General features: G+C 66.4%; 15 protein-coding genes. 3 read left to right on the forward strand and 12 right to left on the reverse strand.

Annotated features, from left to right (window positions below; genetic code table 11):
- Positions 1 to 6 precede the first annotated feature (6 nt).
- From DNL27_RS12440 to DNL27_RS06880, 4 genes are read right to left on the reverse strand one after another with little or no spacing between them, the layout of a single operon-like run.
- Entirely contained in the window at positions 7 to 1,542 is a 1,536-nt protein-coding gene (locus tag DNL27_RS12440; RefSeq protein WP_112235098.1) for a DapH/DapD/GlmU-related protein, read from the reverse strand.
- Positions 1,539 to 2,627 carry a glycosyltransferase family 4 protein gene (locus DNL27_RS06870; protein ID WP_162627105.1) on the reverse strand — a complete coding sequence of 363 codons (1,089 nt, stop codon included), beginning with the start codon at positions 2,625 to 2,627 and terminating at the stop codon, positions 1,539 to 1,541. The genes DNL27_RS12440 and DNL27_RS06870 overlap by 4 nt, the downstream gene beginning before the upstream one ends.
- Positions 2,624 to 3,268, reverse strand: coding sequence for a hypothetical protein (locus DNL27_RS06875; RefSeq protein ID WP_112235100.1), 645 nt, complete (start codon positions 3,266 to 3,268; stop codon positions 2,624 to 2,626). The genes DNL27_RS06870 and DNL27_RS06875 overlap by 4 nt, the downstream gene beginning before the upstream one ends.
- A 58-nt stretch (positions 3,269 to 3,326) precedes the next feature.
- Complete coding sequence (locus tag DNL27_RS06880; RefSeq protein WP_112235784.1) at positions 3,327 to 4,664, reverse strand: ISL3-like element ISPfr3 family transposase; 1,338 nt, start codon at positions 4,662 to 4,664, stop codon at positions 3,327 to 3,329.
- Between the two features lie 108 nt (positions 4,665 to 4,772).
- Here DNL27_RS06880 and DNL27_RS06885 point away from each other — a divergent pair, with 108 nt between their 5' ends.
- On the forward strand, positions 4,773 to 6,104 hold the full coding sequence (locus DNL27_RS06885) for an ISL3-like element ISPfr3 family transposase (RefSeq protein ID WP_087137594.1): 1,332 nt from the start codon (positions 4,773 to 4,775) through the stop codon (positions 6,102 to 6,104).
- A gap of 117 nt (positions 6,105 to 6,221) precedes the next feature.
- On the opposite strand, the gene DNL27_RS06890 is transcribed toward DNL27_RS06885, so the two are convergent.
- The 4 genes from DNL27_RS06890 to DNL27_RS06905 form a co-directional block, all read right to left on the reverse strand.
- Positions 6,222 to 8,363 carry a glycosyltransferase family A protein gene (locus DNL27_RS06890; protein ID WP_162627106.1) on the reverse strand — a complete coding sequence of 714 codons (2,142 nt, stop codon included), beginning with the start codon at positions 8,361 to 8,363 and terminating at the stop codon, positions 6,222 to 6,224.
- A gap of 119 nt (positions 8,364 to 8,482) precedes the next feature.
- On the reverse strand, positions 8,483 to 9,814 hold the full coding sequence (locus DNL27_RS06895; RefSeq protein WP_087137594.1) for an ISL3-like element ISPfr3 family transposase: 1,332 nt from the start codon (positions 9,812 to 9,814) through the stop codon (positions 8,483 to 8,485).
- 106 nt (positions 9,815 to 9,920) lie between these two features.
- Positions 9,921 to 10,250, reverse strand: coding sequence for a hypothetical protein (locus DNL27_RS06900; protein WP_112234700.1), 330 nt, complete (start codon positions 10,248 to 10,250; stop codon positions 9,921 to 9,923).
- Between the two features lie 23 nt (positions 10,251 to 10,273).
- A complete protein-coding gene (locus tag DNL27_RS06905) occupies positions 10,274 to 10,573 on the reverse strand; it encodes a hypothetical protein (RefSeq protein ID WP_112234701.1) in 300 nt (99 codons plus the stop codon).
- 136 nt (positions 10,574 to 10,709) lie between these two features.
- Between DNL27_RS06905 and DNL27_RS06910 the strand changes: the two genes are divergently transcribed.
- Positions 10,710 to 12,041 carry an ISL3-like element ISPfr3 family transposase gene (locus tag DNL27_RS06910; protein ID WP_087137594.1) on the forward strand — a complete coding sequence of 444 codons (1,332 nt, stop codon included), beginning with the start codon at positions 10,710 to 10,712 and terminating at the stop codon, positions 12,039 to 12,041.
- Here DNL27_RS06910 and DNL27_RS12140 read toward each other — a convergent pair.
- Genes DNL27_RS12140 through wecB form a run of 3 tightly spaced genes read right to left on the reverse strand, consistent with a single transcriptional unit; the run spans position 12,021 to position 15,084 of the window.
- Complete coding sequence (locus DNL27_RS12140) at positions 12,021 to 12,542, reverse strand: hypothetical protein (RefSeq protein ID WP_162627107.1); 522 nt, start codon at positions 12,540 to 12,542, stop codon at positions 12,021 to 12,023. The genes DNL27_RS06910 and DNL27_RS12140 overlap by 21 nt on opposite strands.
- A gap of 9 nt (positions 12,543 to 12,551) precedes the next feature.
- Positions 12,552 to 13,898, reverse strand: a complete 1,347-nt coding sequence (locus tag DNL27_RS06915; RefSeq protein WP_112235102.1) for a UDP-glucose/GDP-mannose dehydrogenase family protein — start codon at positions 13,896 to 13,898, stop codon at positions 12,552 to 12,554.
- 28 nt (positions 13,899 to 13,926) lie between these two features.
- On the reverse strand, positions 13,927 to 15,084 hold the full coding sequence (gene wecB, locus DNL27_RS06920) for a non-hydrolyzing UDP-N-acetylglucosamine 2-epimerase (RefSeq protein WP_012398335.1): 1,158 nt from the start codon (positions 15,082 to 15,084) through the stop codon (positions 13,927 to 13,929).
- A 329-nt stretch (positions 15,085 to 15,413) separates the two neighbouring features.
- On the opposite strand from wecB, the gene DNL27_RS06925 reads away from it, so the two are divergent.
- Positions 15,414 to 16,181, forward strand: a complete 768-nt coding sequence (locus tag DNL27_RS06925) for a hypothetical protein (protein ID WP_012398336.1) — start codon at positions 15,414 to 15,416, stop codon at positions 16,179 to 16,181.
- Between the two features lie 65 nt (positions 16,182 to 16,246).
- Here the strand turns inward: DNL27_RS06925 and DNL27_RS06930 are convergent, their stop codons facing one another.
- On the reverse strand, positions 16,247 to 17,944 hold the full coding sequence (locus DNL27_RS06930) for an AarF/ABC1/UbiB kinase family protein (RefSeq protein WP_012398337.1): 1,698 nt from the start codon (positions 17,942 to 17,944) through the stop codon (positions 16,247 to 16,249).
- Between the last annotated feature and the right edge of the window lies 1 nt (position 17,945).

The following is a 17,945-nucleotide window of genomic DNA, read 5'->3' on the forward strand; positions in this document are numbered from 1 at the left end:
GGGTAGTTACACAGCGGGGTGACCCGGCTCCGTCAACGGGGTCAGCGTCTTGAGGACACGGGCGGGAACCCCGCCGACGAGCGAGTTGTCCGGAACGTCTCTGGTCACCACAGAGCCCGCCATGACCACCACGGCCCGCCCTACCCGCACACCGCCTAGAACAGTGGCGTTGGCCCCGATCCATGTCCCCTCCCCTATGACGATCGGATGTTTAATAGGACTTCCCGTCCGACGGGTACGCGTTCCGGGTTCGTGGGTGTCAGAAATTAGTTTCACGAACGGCCCCAGCGAGACGTCGTCCCCAATGGTCACGTTCGGGCGGATATAACTGTCTCGATTGATGAACACCCGATCGCCCACCGTGATTGGACCGAGCCATTCCCCGTTACGGAAGACTTTCACATTGTCGCCCACGACGATGCGCGCCCCCGAAGTCGGGGCAATGAGGGTGCAGGTGGCATCAATCTGCGCACTGGGTGACAGTTCCACCCAGCTTGTGGGCGCCGGACCATCATTGACGACGGGCGCACTCGGCGCCTTCGACTCTGGAACCGGGTCTTGCTCGAAAACGTCACTGAGCAGATGGGCAGGCCTGTGGAACCACCGGGCGTCCCCCGGTTCCTTGTCGCCGATCCACCCCGAAGCGTGGTCTCCTTCAAGGGCCATGGTGAGGGCTTTTGCAAAGATGTCAGGGGTGGGTGGGGTGTGGACGAATCCACCATTAAATTCAAGAAGCGTTAAGTTCTGTCCATTGCCTCCCATCACAGCGTCCTTGACAAAGGGGAGGTAGTGGTCGGTGTAGTGAAACTCCTCAACATTCTGCACATAGATCACATGGTTCGGTGCGACACTGGCATACCGTTTACGCGGGGAAAGGGTCGTGCCGAACTGTTCGGTCCAATCACGCTCCTTCAGGGCCTTGTCGTCCATTTCTGCCAGGAGATTCGGATGGACCGCGCGCAGAAACGCCCTCTGTGCGCTGAATGAAGTCCCACCGGCCAAATAGTGGTAGACAGAGGTTTGCGGGTTGTAGGCCACAACCACCGAGTTGGTCACCTGGAAGCCCACCTGTAGGGCAGCGAAGCCCCCACCCGACGAGCCGGTGAGGACCACCTTGTCCACATCCCAGGCATCGGCGACCGCAGACACGATGCCCGCAATGTATGCGCTCAAGTCCACACCAGGGCCCCCAGCGAACCAGGCAAGTTCAAGTTCTGGATTAAGCTCGAGATAGGGGTCCGAGAAGAGAATCAGGTTTTCCCCGGTGGGAAGCAAACTCGCGAGACGCTCGAAACGAGGCAACGTGTAGCGTTGCCGGCTCGGCGCGCCGTGGAAGGACCCCACGAGCGCCGAACCGATTTGCCGCACCAGAAGCACGTCGAGGGGAACGTCCAGGCCGGGAACGGTCAGCTGCCACCTCAATGCGCTGTTGAGGGGCATGTCCAGCCCGGAGGCGGAAATGCTCGGCTCGTGACTAACGGGGACATCGTCCCAATTGGGTGTGGCCCCGGGAATCAGCGGCATGGCGGTCACAGCGGTCATTTTTTATACTCCATGTGCAGATCAAGCGAGTCCAACAACGCTGCGCGCACGTGGCGGTCGTTTCGCTGGAAGTGGCACGCTTCGCGAGCGCGCAGGACGATCTCGTCATAGGCGCCCGGCGTCGTGAGCCTGGACAGGTCGGCTTCTAGTGGGGTGGGGGTGAATCGCGGACAGCCGTGGTCGCCGAAATTGCTCCACAGACCCGCAGTAAGGTTCCTGCCCACTTGCACGCCCACGTTTCCCTGTGCGCCTGCGGCCACGGTCAAGCATCCAGCTGCCAGTGCCCGGGTGGCACCCATCCCGGCCGCACACGCCGCGTATGCGGAATTCAGGATCCGGGGGACCTCCTCGTGCGGCACCCAGCCTAGGAATTCGATCTCGACGTTCTTCACGTCGCCCAGGCCCGCGGAGAGACGTCGTTCGAACAGATCCCGTGAAGGCCCGTCACCCATGATGCTCAGGGTGAAGCCAATGTCCGGTTTCAGCGCTGCGAGATGGCGGGTGAGTTCAATGGTCGGCTCGATCTGCCGAATTTTGTCCGGGGCCAGGCGAGCCGCAGTCGCGATGACGGCAGTGCCCTTTGAAAGTTTCTCGGCTTCCGGGATGAGCGGCAGATCGAACACCCATTCCGGTGCACCGTTGGGGATGACCTGAACTTTCCACGGTTCAACCTTGCCTACACGTACAGCCAGGTCCTGGATGGAAGGGCTGGCCGTGAGAATACGCTCGGCCAGCGGCGACCAGGCGTCGATGTAGTCCAGGTAGGCCCCGTGCAGCATGTGGTAGAAGGGGGCCATTGTGGCCTCACTTACGCGCAGTCCGAGGTTTCGGGCGAGGGGACCGTGGCCGAACACGCGGTCGTAGGGACCGGCGGCGACACAACCGGCCACGGACTCCTTCCAGGTGTTCCAGTTGACATCGATGAAGGACGCCCCGGAGGCAATCACTTCGTCTTTGAAACGTCCTACGCTTCCGGCGACAGTGACCTCGTGACCCGCCGAGAGGAGATCTCCGACGGCAGTCAGCACCCATTCGTGGAGGCCGCCCCAGGCTGCGACGGTACGAACCGGCACAAAAAGCTTCACGACGCAACCTTTCGGGCCACCGTCAGCTTCAGTTCCGTCGCGTCCAGCAGCTCCGTTACCCGTTGAAGTTCCTCCGACGTCACGGAATCTGCCTGTCCCGGGGTGATAGTGATGCGGGAAACTCCTAGCGCCTGGGCCATCAGCACGGGAACGGCAAGAGCCCGGTGCAGTAGCGGTGTAGGAAAGAACGACGAGTTGGAACTGACCAGCACGGATTCGTAGGTGAACATGACGCCCCCAGCCTTGTCGGCGGGGAGATCGGAGAACCAGATCTGCCGCTGGCGTTTCATGCCCTGGCGAGGCCTGTTGATCACCGGATCAGGTTCGATCACGAGGGCCAACCCACCGTGGTGCCGCTGGCCGGTTGTGAGCTCGTGCATGACATGGAGCTGGGGGGAGCCTAAAAACCCTCGAATGGCAGAAGCCACCCTCCCAGACATGGGCTTGCCCACCTTCAGCTCGTTGCGGATCAGGTCACCACATAGAAGGGCGCAGACCACAGCGATTCGATCACCCGTGAGCAGCTGTACATGACCGCTGACGATCAACGGGAGCTGAATCTGGATATTCTCGCCCAGGGCTGGCTGGTTGAAGTTCAACTGGGTCTCGCCCGCGGGGGTGTACTGGGGCTCGACAATCACGCGACCACATCCTGGAAGGGCGCCTCAAGCCCGCTGGGAAGGATCACGTCAATTGGGCTCATCCGAATCCAGGGTGTAGTCGGGGTCTGAACCCGCCGGTCTCGAGCAGGGATCTGGCGATGTAGTTGGTCAGGTTGCGGAACCCCAGCGCCGAGCCGCGCAGGTGCTCGAGCCTGCCGTTGATCGCCTCGGTGGGCCCGTTGGAGGTGCTGGGCCGGTCGAAGTAGGCCAGGACGTCGGCGGCGCGCTTCTTCAGCGTCCTGCCGAGCTTGGTGATCTCGACCAGGGCCTTGGGGACGCCGGTGCTGATCGAGTCGATGAGCCGGGCCATCAGCTCGCGGCCGTGGCGCCGGTTCTCGTGGCGGTAGGCGGCGATCATGCGCTGGTAGACGCTCCAGGTGACCTCGACCTCGACGTGGGCGTCGTCGGCGAACAGGGTGTCCAGTCGGTCCTTCTGCTTGTCGTTGAGCAGGTCGGCGCCGGTGGACAGGGTCCGGCGGGCGGCATAGAGCGGGTCGCCCTTGCGGCCGCGGTGCCCACAGATGGCCTGCTGAACTCGCCGTCGGCACTCATCGAGCGCCTCGCCAGCGAGGCGCGTGACGTGGAAGGGATCTAGCACGGTCACCACGTCGGGCAGTTCCTCGACGGCGGCGGTCTTGAACCCGGTGAAGCCGTCCATCGCGACCACCTCCACGCCGTCGCGCCACTCCTGCGGGCGGTCGGCCAGCCAGGTCTTGAACGCCTGCTTGGAGCGTCCTTCGACCATGTCCAGCAGCCGTGCCGGGCCGGTGCCATCTCGCACTGGGGTGAGGTCGATGATCACGGTGACGTACCTGTCGCCGCGACGGGTGTGCCTCCACACGTGCTCATCGACCCCGACGACCTTCACCCCCTCGAAGCGGTGCTCCTCGTCGATCAGCACCCGCTTGCCCTCGGCCATAACGGCGTCGTTGGCGGTGTCCCAGGCCACCCCGAGCCCCTCGGCGACCCGAGCCACGGTCAGGTGCTGGACCACGATCCCTTCCAGCGCCCACCGCAGAGCGCGCCGAGACAACTTGGCCCGGGGCTCGGCCGCGGCGGTGGTGTCCTGGCGCCACACATACCCGCAGCCGCTGCAGCGGTAACGGCGCACGACGACCTCCAGCGTCGTGGGCCGCCAGCCCAGTGGTTCGTGGGCAAGCCGTCGGACCACGGTGTCACGTGGTCTCCCTTCGCAGCCGCAGCGCCGGCACCACTGGTCGGGCTCGACCACCTGACAGGCCAATACGGCACGATCCGGCTCGAGTCGCTGCCCGGTGACAACGAGGCCGAGTTCGTCGAGGCGGCAGAAGGCAGTCAGGTCGGGGCTGGCGAACGCATCAGCGCGCCCGCCGACGGTAGCGGGCTCTTCCCAGATGAGGGTGTAGCGCACGTCGCGCGGCGGGCCGGCGCGTCGGTGGCCGGATAGAGGTCGAGGTCTCCCGAGGATGAGAGCTCCTACACACTCAGCCCGAAAGACCTCGACGTGCACGACGCTACCGTCGGCGGGCGCGCTGATGCGTTCGCCAGCCCCGACCTGACTGCCTTCTGCCGCCTCGACGAACTCGGCCTCGTTGTCACCGGGCAGCGACTCGAGCCGGATCGTGCCGTATTGGCCTGTCAGGTGGTCGAGCCCGACCAGTGGTGCCGGCGCTGCGGCTGCGAAGGGAGACCACGTGACACCGTGGTCCGACGGCTTGCCCACGAACCACTGGGCTGGCGGCCCACGACGCTGGAGGTCGTCGTGCGCCGTTACCGCTGCAGCGGCTGCGGGTATGTGTGGCGCCAGGACACCACCGCCGCGGCCGAGCCCCGGGCCAAGTTGTCTCGGCGCGCTCTGCGGTGGGCGCTGGAAGGGATCGTGGTCCAGCACCTGACCGTGGCTCGGGTCGCCGAGGGGCTCGGGGTGGCCTGGGACACCGCCAACGACGCCGTTATGGCCGAGGGCAAGCGGGTGCTGATCGACGAGGAGCACCGCTTCGAGGGGGTGAAGGTCGTCGGGGTCGATGAGCACGTGTGGAGGCACACCCGTCGCGGCGACAGGTACGTCACCGTGATCATCGACCTCACCCCAGTGCGAGATGGCACCGGCCCGGCACGGCTGCTGGACATGGTCGAAGGACGCTCCAAGCAGGCGTTCAAGACCTGGCTGGCCGACCGCCCGCAGGAGTGGCGCGACGGCGTGGAGGTGGTCGCGATGGACGGCTTCACCGGGTTCAAGACCGCCGCCGTCGAGGAACTGCCCGACGTGGTGACCGTGCTAGATCCCTTCCACGTCACGCGCCTCGCTGGCGAGGCGCTCGATGAGTGCCGACGGCGAGTTCAGCAGGCCATCTGTGGGCACCGCGGCCGCAAGGGCGACCCGCTCTATGCCGCCCGCCGGACCCTGTCCACCGGCGCCGACCTGCTCAACGACAAGCAGAAGGACCGACTGGACACCCTGTTCGCCGACGACGCCCACGTCGAGGTCGAGGTCACCTGGAGCGTCTACCAGCGCATGATCGCCGCCTACCGCCACGAGAACCGGCGCCACGGCCGCGAGCTGATGGCCCGGCTCATCGACTCGATCAGCACCGGCGTCCCCAAGGCCCTGGTCGAGATCACCAAGCTCGGCAGGACGCTGAAGAAGCGCGCCGCCGACGTCCTGGCCTACTTCGACCGGCCCAGCACCTCCAACGGGCCCACCGAGGCGATCAACGGCAGGCTCGAGCACCTGCGCGGCTCGGCGCTGGGGTTCCGCAACCTGACCAACTACATCGCCAGATCCCTGCTCGAGACCGGCGGGTTCAGACCCCGACTACACCCTGGATTCGGATGAGCCCGGTAGCGTCGTGCACGTCGAGGTCTTTCGGGCTGAGTGTGTAGGAGCTCTCATCCTCGGGAGACCTCGACCTCTATCCGGCCACCGACGCGCCGGCCCGCCGCGCGACGTGCGCTACACCCTCATCTGGGAAGAGCCGTCAATTGCTCCTACTATCTGCCAGATGTTGTAGTCCAGGGAGTTGCTCACCGCGAAGTCGATGGCCTGGTCCGGCGACCTGAAGCCGCATACGACGCGGGCAAGACGAGTTTCAGGCTCCGCGCTGACTGCGATCTTGCGGGCGAAAACGAGATCTTTTTCGCGTGAGGATATCAACGAATAGGGCAGACCCTCCCCGTCGAACACCAGGAGGCAAGCATTCCTGTCTGTTGCCACGACCTGGTTCAGCAGCAGGCGCAGCCGATTCTGGAGCTGGGTTTGGGAGTCCAGGACGGACGCTGACTCGTGCTCGACCGGCGCGTCTCTGCGCGTTGCCGTGTAGGACAGTCCGGGAAGGCCGAGCGTGCGGGCCTTGGCCATGTCGTCCCACGAAAAGTCTTCGAGCACGCCGATCTCGGAGGTCGTCGTTCCTGACAGCAGGTCGGTGTCCGAGAGGACCACCCGCAGCCGGTCGTGCGCATCGAGAGCCAGCACCTTCTTCCCCACGAGACTGGTGACGGTGGTGCGCCGCCTCACGAGGTGGTCGGGAAGATACGCACCGAAGGTCTCGAAGAGCGCGCTTCGGTCGGCCGGCTGGGGGAACGGCAGCGTTCTCCCAGCGTCCGCGAGAGATTTTCGACCCTCGGTCGAGGCGGAAATGGTGCTGGCGAGTTTGGTCAACTGTGCCGCACCGCGCTGGCGCTTGGAATCGGTGAAACTGACCTGCGTGGGGTGGATCCGCCGCAGGAACAGGACGGTTTTACTGTGCTTCCAGCGCAGGCCCACCAGGAGAGTTCGAGTGGCCAAGTTGTGGTCCACCGAACTGGAATAGCTCTCGTCGTACCCGAGACGATTCACCAGATAGGTGGGGAGCAACCACGTGGCGTGCCCCGGGGTTTGGCCCGAGTACGCCACGAGTTCACGGCTGAATCCGGACTTAGTGATGTGGAGGACCATATCGGCGGTCTCGTTGTCGAAATTTACCCACGACCCGTAGCTGGCCCGGTGCTCCGAGTCCAGGGTTTGCAGGCTCTTGACCAGACGGTGTGGGAGCATGATGTCGTCATCATCGTGCACCGCAGTGAAGTATCCCCTGCTCAATGCGGCCGCTCTGTTCCGGGCCGCGCTGATTCCAGACGGTGGCAAGACCTCCAATCGGATTCTCGGATCGGAGAATTGCTTCACCACCTCACTGGTCCCGTCTGTGGAGCCGTCGTCGACCACGATGACCTCGAACTCTTGGAAGTCTTGGGCCAGGATCGAGTTGAGGCAGTCTCCAATGTACTCAGCGCGATCCCGCGTGGCTATGGCGACAGAGACTAGGACGGGGCGGTCCTCGAGGGGCACCGACCACTCGACCAAGTTGCGGTAGATTGACGGGTCCTTCTGCACCTGAGAGACCTGGTTGTCCCGATAGCTGGCCGATGTCCGGAGTGGTTGGCTGGCGATCGTCGGCCACACGGAGCTGACATCCCACGCCCGGGGCGCTCTCGTACCGTGGCGCGAGCTGCCGTCGAACGCTTCGATGGGAACCCCGCCGCATCGGCGCAGCCGGATGACCAGGTCCAACATCATTGCGGAAGCAAGGCTTTCACGTTCGTCGAACCCTCGGACGTGGAGGAGATCCCGTGCCCGGGCAAGGATGGCCAGGGGAGAGTACTCGTGGACGTCGCGGGTGAAGTCGAGATCGCCCAGGTGGTCTGCGGAGATGGCGGACGGGTCCGTGTCAGGGTTTGGCTGGAGCCGGACCCCGTCGAACTCGATCCACCGGATGGCAGTGTTCTCATCGTCGACCATCGGCAGAGAACTGGGCGACGCCAAGGGCAGCTGCGGGACGTCACTGGGGATGACGGGGCCGTCGAGGAGCAGAATGTACTCGCCCGGGTTCTGAGAGATTAATTGGTTGTACATCTCTGCACGGCTCGTGCCCGCCGGAAATTCGACCACGTGGGGGATTTCCCTGAGGTCCAGGTTGGCGAAAGTATTGTTAGCCACGCCCACATTCAAGACTCCGGTGGGCAACGAGCTGTGTAGCAGCTGGATGAAGTTGCCGAACTCCTCCGTGTCCACGGTCTCAGTGATCTCGAAGCAGCAAACGACGATGGGGTGCGCGATCATCGGGCGACCTCCACGAAATCGCGCGCCGCCAGCAGTGACGCGGGGGTCGAGGAGTCCGGTCCCTTGAGGCGCGACTGAGACACTCGGATGAGGGCTCTGGTCATGGGAGGTGAAATGGCTCATCCGAATCCAGGGTGTAGTCGGGGTCTGAACCCGCCGGTCTCGAGCAGGGATCTGGCGATGTAGTTGGTCAGGTTGCGGAACCCCAGCGCCGAGCCGCGCAGGTGCTCGAGCCTGCCGTTGATCGCCTCGGTGGGCCCGTTGGAGGTGCTGGGCCGGTCGAAGTAGGCCAGGACGTCGGCGGCGCGCTTCTTCAGCGTCCTGCCGAGCTTGGTGATCTCGACCAGGGCCTTGGGGACGCCGGTGCTGATCGAGTCGATGAGCCGGGCCATCAGCTCGCGGCCGTGGCGCCGGTTCTCGTGGCGGTAGGCGGCGATCATGCGCTGGTAGACGCTCCAGGTGACCTCGACCTCGACGTGGGCGTCGTCGGCGAACAGGGTGTCCAGTCGGTCCTTCTGCTTGTCGTTGAGCAGGTCGGCGCCGGTGGACAGGGTCCGGCGGGCGGCATAGAGCGGGTCGCCCTTGCGGCCGCGGTGCCCACAGATGGCCTGCTGAACTCGCCGTCGGCACTCATCGAGCGCCTCGCCAGCGAGGCGCGTGACGTGGAAGGGATCTAGCACGGTCACCACGTCGGGCAGTTCCTCGACGGCGGCGGTCTTGAACCCGGTGAAGCCGTCCATCGCGACCACCTCCACGCCGTCGCGCCACTCCTGCGGGCGGTCGGCCAGCCAGGTCTTGAACGCCTGCTTGGAGCGTCCTTCGACCATGTCCAGCAGCCGTGCCGGGCCGGTGCCATCTCGCACTGGGGTGAGGTCGATGATCACGGTGACGTACCTGTCGCCGCGACGGGTGTGCCTCCACACGTGCTCATCGACCCCGACGACCTTCACCCCCTCGAAGCGGTGCTCCTCGTCGATCAGCACCCGCTTGCCCTCGGCCATAACGGCGTCGTTGGCGGTGTCCCAGGCCACCCCGAGCCCCTCGGCGACCCGAGCCACGGTCAGGTGCTGGACCACGATCCCTTCCAGCGCCCACCGCAGAGCGCGCCGAGACAACTTGGCCCGGGGCTCGGCCGCGGCGGTGGTGTCCTGGCGCCACACATACCCGCAGCCGCTGCAGCGGTAACGGCGCACGACGACCTCCAGCGTCGTGGGCCGCCAGCCCAGTGGTTCGTGGGCAAGCCGTCGGACCACGGTGTCACGTGGTCTCCCTTCGCAGCCGCAGCGCCGGCACCACTGGTCGGGCTCGACCACCTGACAGGCCAATACGGCACGATCCGGCTCGAGTCGCTGCCCGGTGACAACGAGGCCGAGTTCGTCGAGGCGGCAGAAGGCAGTCAGGTCGGGGCTGGCGAACGCATCAGCGCGCCCGCCGACGGTAGCGTCGTGCACGTCGAGGTCTTTCGGGCTGAGTGTGTAGGAGCTCTCATCCTCGGGAGACCTCGACCTCTATCCGGCCACCGACGCGCCGGCCCGCCGCGCGACGTGCGCTACACCCTCATCTGGGAAGAGCCGGTGAAATCCGTTTGGCTTTGGCGTTCGGCGACCAGGGAAGGATCGAGAATTCAGCCTGGTCGAAGGCACCCTGGGAGTTCAGCGGTGCGGCCTCCCAGTGGGACTCGAAATCGGCATCAATGTACTGGTAGTTGGCGTCTACGAGACCGGAGTACGGCCAGCTGATCCATTCTGAGGGGATGGCGCGCCCGCGGTCGTACAGTTTGGTGGTCAGGAGCCAATCGCGCTCACTGACCAGTTCTCGCAGGAACTGCAGTTCTATGCGTACGCGGTGGCACTCGGCGTCGGGGTAGTACTGGATGGTCAACGGCATGGAATTCCTAGGGGGAGGGGGAATCAGGTGTTCAAGAGCGAGAGAGTCTCGTCCTTTGATAGCGGGTTGTGCTTCGACTCCCCGTCCACGTACGGGCGCACGTGGATGGAGTCACGCAATCGGGGGTGGGCTTCCACGGCTCGGTCGAGTTCCGCCAGCTGGATGTCCCGATCATGCGCAGACATCAAGTTGACCCAGTACTCGATGCTGGGAAGCTCAGGTTGCGTGGCGAGAAAGCTCAGAACATTGGTGCGGGGGGCATGTTCTTGGCGCAGGACGCTGGGAAGCAGACCGTCGAGACGCTGGTTGCGCAGGGCATTCACGGCCGGGGGAAACCGGCTCTTCCCAGATGAGGGTGTAGCGCACGTCGCGCGGCGGGCCGGCGCGTCGGTGGCCGGATAGAGGTCGAGGTCTCCCGAGGATGAGAGCTCCTACACACTCAGCCCGAAAGACCTCGACGTGCACGACGCTACCGTCGGCGGGCGCGCTGATGCGTTCGCCAGCCCCGACCTGACTGCCTTCTGCCGCCTCGACGAACTCGGCCTCGTTGTCACCGGGCAGCGACTCGAGCCGGATCGTGCCGTATTGGCCTGTCAGGTGGTCGAGCCCGACCAGTGGTGCCGGCGCTGCGGCTGCGAAGGGAGACCACGTGACACCGTGGTCCGACGGCTTGCCCACGAACCACTGGGCTGGCGGCCCACGACGCTGGAGGTCGTCGTGCGCCGTTACCGCTGCAGCGGCTGCGGGTATGTGTGGCGCCAGGACACCACCGCCGCGGCCGAGCCCCGGGCCAAGTTGTCTCGGCGCGCTCTGCGGTGGGCGCTGGAAGGGATCGTGGTCCAGCACCTGACCGTGGCTCGGGTCGCCGAGGGGCTCGGGGTGGCCTGGGACACCGCCAACGACGCCGTTATGGCCGAGGGCAAGCGGGTGCTGATCGACGAGGAGCACCGCTTCGAGGGGGTGAAGGTCGTCGGGGTCGATGAGCACGTGTGGAGGCACACCCGTCGCGGCGACAGGTACGTCACCGTGATCATCGACCTCACCCCAGTGCGAGATGGCACCGGCCCGGCACGGCTGCTGGACATGGTCGAAGGACGCTCCAAGCAGGCGTTCAAGACCTGGCTGGCCGACCGCCCGCAGGAGTGGCGCGACGGCGTGGAGGTGGTCGCGATGGACGGCTTCACCGGGTTCAAGACCGCCGCCGTCGAGGAACTGCCCGACGTGGTGACCGTGCTAGATCCCTTCCACGTCACGCGCCTCGCTGGCGAGGCGCTCGATGAGTGCCGACGGCGAGTTCAGCAGGCCATCTGTGGGCACCGCGGCCGCAAGGGCGACCCGCTCTATGCCGCCCGCCGGACCCTGTCCACCGGCGCCGACCTGCTCAACGACAAGCAGAAGGACCGACTGGACACCCTGTTCGCCGACGACGCCCACGTCGAGGTCGAGGTCACCTGGAGCGTCTACCAGCGCATGATCGCCGCCTACCGCCACGAGAACCGGCGCCACGGCCGCGAGCTGATGGCCCGGCTCATCGACTCGATCAGCACCGGCGTCCCCAAGGCCCTGGTCGAGATCACCAAGCTCGGCAGGACGCTGAAGAAGCGCGCCGCCGACGTCCTGGCCTACTTCGACCGGCCCAGCACCTCCAACGGGCCCACCGAGGCGATCAACGGCAGGCTCGAGCACCTGCGCGGCTCGGCGCTGGGGTTCCGCAACCTGACCAACTACATCGCCAGATCCCTGCTCGAGACCGGCGGGTTCAGACCCCGACTACACCCTGGATTCGGATGAGCCGGGAAACCAGCGTGTCCAGTCGAACTGAGGGTTGTTGACCACAGCTCGAGCTTGTGGGTCCAGCCCCACCAGCCCGCAGGCTAGGAAGCCTCCTGCGGATGAGCCGAAGTACAGCCGCTCGTGATCCGGTGCCACTCCCAGCGCGCGGTAGACGTGCTGGCATGCACGGGCGATCTCCGGCACGAGCCAGTGCTGGAGAGACCATTGCGCCCAGCCCAAGGACAGCGCGTCCGCGCCGACGGTCACCGGGTCACACACGTAAATCTGGTGTGCCTCAATCTCTGACCACCACGAGGAGCGTTGAAACACGGGTTCCCCGCCCGAGCGAGCCAGATCGACGGCACCGTTGCAGAGCACCACGAGCCGACGTGCTTCGGCGCGCCGCACCACGAGCAGCGGGATGACGCACTGAGGCGTCCGCACATCGATTCGGGTGGGTCTCTCGGGTGAAAAGGAGCCCGGGTCGATGTCCTTGAGGTCTGACGAATCGATCTCCATGCTGGGCGGTTATGCCTTGCGGCCCAAGGCGCGATAGTTCCAACCGGCATTTAACCACGCCTCCGGGTCCAGCACGTTCCGCCCGTCGATGATCGTGGGGGACTCCACCAGCGACTTCACGGACAGGGGATCCATCTCCCGGAACTCCCGCCACTCCGTGAGCAGCAGGGTCACCTGCGCACCGGACACGGCGGCGTCGAGCGAGTCCACATAGTCGAGGCGGGGGTAGCGCTGGGCGGCGTTGGCGTTGGCCCGGGGGTCGTAGAGGCGCACGTCCGCGCCCATGGAGTGCAGCCGGGCGGCGATGTCCAGGGCGGGGGAGTCCCGGACGTCGTCGGACTCGGGCTTGAACGCGGCACCCAGCACGGCGACCTGCGCCCCGTTCACGGTGCCTCCGCACTCGGTCACCGCGAGCTGCACGGTGTGCTCGCGGCGGCGCAGGTTGATGTCGTCCACCTCGGCCAGGAACCGCAGGGACTGGTCCAGGCCCAGCTCCGAGGCACGAGCCCGTAGCGCGCGGATGTCCTTGGGCAGGCACCCGCCGCCGAAGCCCACGCCGGCGTTGAGGAACTTCCGCCCGATCCGGTCGTCGAGTCCGATGGCGTCCGCGAGCGTGCGGATGTCCCCGCCCACGGTCTCCGTGATCTCGGACAGCGCGTTGATGAAGCTGATCTTCGTGGCCAGGAAGCTGTTCGCCGCCACCTTCACCAGCTCCGCCGTCTGGTAGTCCGTCACGATGAACGGCGTGTCCGCGGCCAGCTGCTGCGCGTAGGCCTCGCGCAGCGCGGCCTCGGCGCGCCGCGCGCCGGGGGTGGGCCGGGCGGCGGCGTCGTGCTCCACGCCCAGCACCATGCGGTCCGGGCGCAGGGTGTCCTCCACCGCGTGCCCCTCCCGCAGGAACTCGGGGTTCCACGCGAGATCCACGGTCACCCCGGGGCGCGACGCCGCCCGGGCCGCCTCCTGCAGTCGGGCAGCGGAACCGACGGGCACCGTGGACTTGCCCGCGATCACGCAGTCGTGGTCCGCGGCGCGCGCGATCTGCTCCACGGCCGAGTCCACGTAGGTCATGTCCGCGGCGTGGCCGGTGCGCTTCTGCGGCGTGCCCACCCCGATGAAGTGGACGTCCCCGAACGCCCCGGCCTCCTCGTAGGAGGTGGTGAAACGCACCGCGCCGGTGGCCACGTGCGTGCGCAGCAGCTCCGGCAGGCCGGGTTCGTGGAAGGGCACCCGCCCCTCGGCCAGCATGTCGATCTTGCGCTGGTCCACGTCCACCCCCAGCACCTGGTGCCCGAGTTCGGCCATGGCCACCGCGTGCGTGGCGCCCAGGTAGCCCGTGCCGATCACCGTCATGCGCATGGCATCTCCTTCCGGGGAGGTCTGTGGCTCAGGCCTGCGAGTCGAAGTCCGCGATCCGCTGCCCCACGCCGAACATCTGCTCGATCGCGGCCAGGGTGCGTTCCGCGGCGCGGCCGTCCCCGTAGGGGTTCACGGCGTTGGCCATCTCGCGGTAGGCGGCGTCGTCGTTGAGCAGCCGGTCCACCTCGGTGACGATCCGCTCCTCGTCCGTGCCGATGAGCTTGACGGTCCCCGCCGTCACGGCCTCGGGGCGCTCGGTGTTCTCGCGCATCACCAGCACGGGCTTGCCCAGGGATGGCGCCTCCTCCTGGACCCCACCGGAGTCCGTGAGCACCACGTGGGCCACCGAGAGCATGCGGGTGAACTCCCCGTAGGCCAGCGGCTCGGTGACCACCACGTTGGGCAGGCCCTCGATGGCGGGCAGTACAGCCTCCCGCACCACGGGGTTGCGGTGAGCGGGCAGCACAATCGTGAGCTCCGGCTCGGCCCGCGCAATGCGGGCCAGTGCGCGCCCGACGCCGCGCATGGCCTCTCCCTGGTTCTCACGCCGGTGCGTGGTCACCAGCAGCACGCGCTTACCGGAGGAGGCGATCTCCTCGAGCTGCGGGTCCGAGAAGGGCAGCTGCTGCTCCACGGTGTGCAGCAGGGCGTCGATCACGGTGTTGCCCGTGACCACGATGTCCTGCTCCGACAGGGCCTCACGAAGCAGGTTCTCCTTGGAGGTGCTCGTGGGTGCCAGGTGCAGGGACGTGATCTGGGAGGTCATCTTGCGGTTGGCCTCCTCCGGGAAGGGGGAGAAGAGGTCGAAGGACCGCAGCCCCGCCTCGGCGTGGATCACCGGGATCCCCCGGTAGAACGCGGCGATCGCGCCGGCGGTGGAGGTGGTGGTGTCCCCCTGGACCACCACAGCGTCCGGTGCGTTCTGCGCGAAGATCGCGTCCAGGCCCTCCACCGTGCGGGTCAGCACCCCGTTGAGGGTCTGGCGCGGCTGGATGATGTTCAGGTCGTGGTCCGGGGTGATGTCGAAGATCTCGTTGACCTGGTCCAGCATCTCCCGGTGCTGACCGGTCACGGTAACCACGCACTCGAAGTCCGTGCTGCTCTGCAGAACCTTGACGATCGGGGCCATCTTGATGGCCTCCGGGCGGGTGCCGTAAATCGGCATGATCGTGAACACGCAGTACATCCTTTGCTGGGCCGTGGTCGAACGGTGCCTTCCGCCGCTCGGCGGCGCGCTCGTCCCCTACAGGTCCTCAGTCTAGGGGAAGTGTGGGTCATCACATGGGACCAAAAGCATGTTGTTGTCCCCCTTAGAGGGTACAGAATCGCGGGAGACGCATCACAGTGCATTCACGGAGCTGCCCTACACTGTGTGCATATGAATGCAGGTTGAATGTCGTGGGAAATGTGGAGAATAACGGCGGCATGAAAAGATTTCTTTCCGGCATTCATGGTCGAGTTTTTGGTTGTGCAAAACTGAAATTACTCGTGTCGACGAATTCGAGGAGAGGCTCCGTGGCACAGCACACCCCGGGAGTGGCGCTGTCCAGCGCCACCATCCCGGTCCTGGTGACCTACACCGACGAGCAGGGGCACCAGCTGCCCCTCCCGCAGGCGCAGATGCGGGAGAGCTTCACGGGGCTGCAGATGCTGGCCCGCCAGGTGCTCGGCGCCGAGCACGAGGCCCTGAAGGGTTACACCCAGGACTTCACCATGATGCAGATAGGCCCCTCCGCGTTCGAGATCGAGATCCGCGCCACCCCGCTGCGCCAGAACAGGCTGCGCGGCCGAGCGGCGCTCAAGCGCCACCTGCTCACCGTGGGCGTGCTGGACCGCTTCACGGACGTGCTCATCAGCCAGGGGGAGCTCGCGTGCTTCATCGCGTGCCACCCGAGCGCCGAGGTGCGCTTCGTCTCGGGCTGCTACGACGACTACTACGAAATCATGGACAAAGGGCGCGTGGTGCTCGCCATGGAGGCGTCCTCCGTGGAGCGGCTGCTGGAGCCGGACAGCGTGCAGGTCATGCGGGTGATCCTGGCCAACCAGAAGCAGCCGGGGGTCGCCTACTGCACGCTGTCCAAGCGGATCCTGGGGGTCGCGCACATGCGCCGCACCATCGTGCCGGCCAACCAGCACCTTCGCGCGTTCGCGGACGGCGCCCCGCTGCACATCACGCGCGAGACCCTGGAGGCGGCACGGGCCCGGGCGGACCTGGAGCGCAACGTCGAGTGGGACGTGGCTCCCGCCTCCTCGACCTCCCAGGCGATGTGGGAGCAGCTGTGAGCCCCGCTCGGCGGGTCTGCCTGGACCGGCCGGGGACGACGCCGCCGCGGGGCCGGGTCTGAGCTTCAGCGCACCGTGCGCTTCTGGCGGTTCCCGCGCAGCACGCGCGCGAGGTGGCGCACCCGCTCCACGTTGGAGGACACCGCGAGGTAGCCGCTGAGCACCCCCACCGTGGACATCCCACCCACGATCAGCGGGGTGTGGTACTTCTTCCACCGCTCGGGGTCCGAGGAGATGATGTGCGCGGTCCCGTTGATGGTGGCCGCGATCACCCCGCCGGCCACCACGTGGTGTCCGATCTTGGCGCCGCTCTTGACCAGGGGGTCGAGCTCGTCCGTACGCAGGTGGACGTCGAAACCGCCGCGTTCGAGCACCACGATCAGCCGCCGCACGTACTCGGGCACATCCACGCCCATCTGCACGGCGTCCTCCACCGTGGAGCGCAGCCGGTTGAGCAGCATCTCGGGGGAGAGCCGGTGCATGATGAACCGCTCCGCGTAGGGCTGCACGGCGGAGACCAGGTCGAAGCCCGGGTCCAGCCCGGTGCCCATGGACTCCGCGGTCACGAGCATCCGCAGCAGCAGCGCGGACTGGCGGGGCAGCTGCAGCTTGTGGTGGCGCAGCACGGAGATCAGGTCCGCCATCAGGGCCCCCACCCGGACCTCCTCGAGCGGCTTGTTGGCGTAGCGGCGCATCATGACCGCCACGTCCTTCTCGATCTCCCGCTTGGAGACGTCGTGCTGGCCGCTGTCGGTGAGCCCCAGCAGACCGGTGGCGGCCCGCCGGGGGTTGTCCTGGACCACCCCGAGCAGCAGGGTGATCAGGTGGTCCCGGAACTCCTCGGTCAGGTTGCCCACCATGCCGAAGTCGATGATGGCGATGCGTCCGTCCGGCTCCACGAACAGGTTGCCGGGGTGGGGGTCCGCGTGGAAGAAGCCGTCCTCGAAGACCATCTTGCAGATGGCGTCCGTGGCCTCCTTGGCCAGCAGGTGCCGGTCCACGCCCTCCGCCTCGAGGGCTGGGTAGTCGTTGATCTTGACCCCGAACATCCGCTCCATGGTGAGCACCCGGGAGGTGGTGGCCTCCCAGTAGATCTCGGGGATGTGGATCTGCGGGTGGCCCATGAAGTTCTCGGCCATGCGCTGGGAGTTGCGGGCCTCCTGCAGGAAGTCCAGCTCGTTCCGCAGGGAGGTGCTGAACTCCTCCACCACGCCCTCGAGGTCGTAGTCCTGGGCGGCGGTCCAGTATCGGGAGACCCACTTGGCCATGTCCTGGAGGATCTCCAGGTCCCGGTTGACCTCGTCCGTGACGCCCGGGCGCCGGACCTTCACGATCACCTGGTGCCCCTGGAACGTGGCCGCGTGGGCCTGGCCGATGGACCCGGTGGCGACGGGGTCCGGGTCCATGTGGGTGAGGATCTCCTCGGCCTGGGAGTCGGGCTCGGCCTCGATCATGGCCCGGATCTGCTCCACGGGGATGGGCGGGGACTGGTCCTGTAGCTTGAGCAGCTCTTCCGCGTAGCCGGGGGGCAGCAGGTCCGGGCGGGTCGAGGCGAGCTGGCCGAGCTTCACGAACGTGGGTCCGAGCTCCTCGAGCGCCATGCGCAGGTGCTCGGGCTGGGAGTGCACGGTGCCCGGGTCGATGAGCTTGACCCGGGCCAGCGGGGCCCGCCACTGGGGCTTGAGCCCGCCCAGGGCGAAGCCGAAGCCGTGCTTGGTGAGGACCTCGATGATCTGGAGGAACCGTTCGCGGCGGGAAATCATA

The sequence above is a fragment of the Kocuria sp. BT304 genome (genome assembly GCF_003290245.1).
In the GTDB taxonomy this organism is placed as follows: Bacteria; Actinomycetota; Actinomycetes; order Actinomycetales; family Micrococcaceae; genus Kocuria; species Kocuria rhizophila_A.

Excerpts from the sequence above, each read along its gene's own strand:
- DNL27_RS12440 (WP_112235098.1), bottom strand. The coding sequence starts at position 1,542 with ATGACCGCTGTGACCGCCATGCCGCTGATTCCCGGGGCCACACCCAAT.
- DNL27_RS06890 (WP_162627106.1), bottom strand. The coding sequence starts at position 8,363 with ATGATCGCGCACCCCATCGTCGTTTGCTGCTTCGAGATCACTGAGACC.
- DNL27_RS06900 (WP_112234700.1), bottom strand. The coding sequence starts at position 10,250 with ATGCCGTTGACCATCCAGTACTACCCCGACGCCGAGTGCCACCGCGTA.
- DNL27_RS12140 (WP_162627107.1), bottom strand. The coding sequence starts at position 12,542 with ATGGAGATCGATTCGTCAGACCTCAAGGACATCGACCCGGGCTCCTTT.
- DNL27_RS06915 (WP_112235102.1), bottom strand. The coding sequence starts at position 13,898 with ATGCGCATGACGGTGATCGGCACGGGCTACCTGGGCGCCACGCACGCG.
- wecB (WP_012398335.1), bottom strand. The coding sequence starts at position 15,084 with ATGTACTGCGTGTTCACGATCATGCCGATTTACGGCACCCGCCCGGAG.
- DNL27_RS06930 (WP_012398337.1), bottom strand. The coding sequence starts at position 17,944 with ATGATTTCCCGCCGCGAACGGTTCCTCCAGATCATCGAGGTCCTCACC.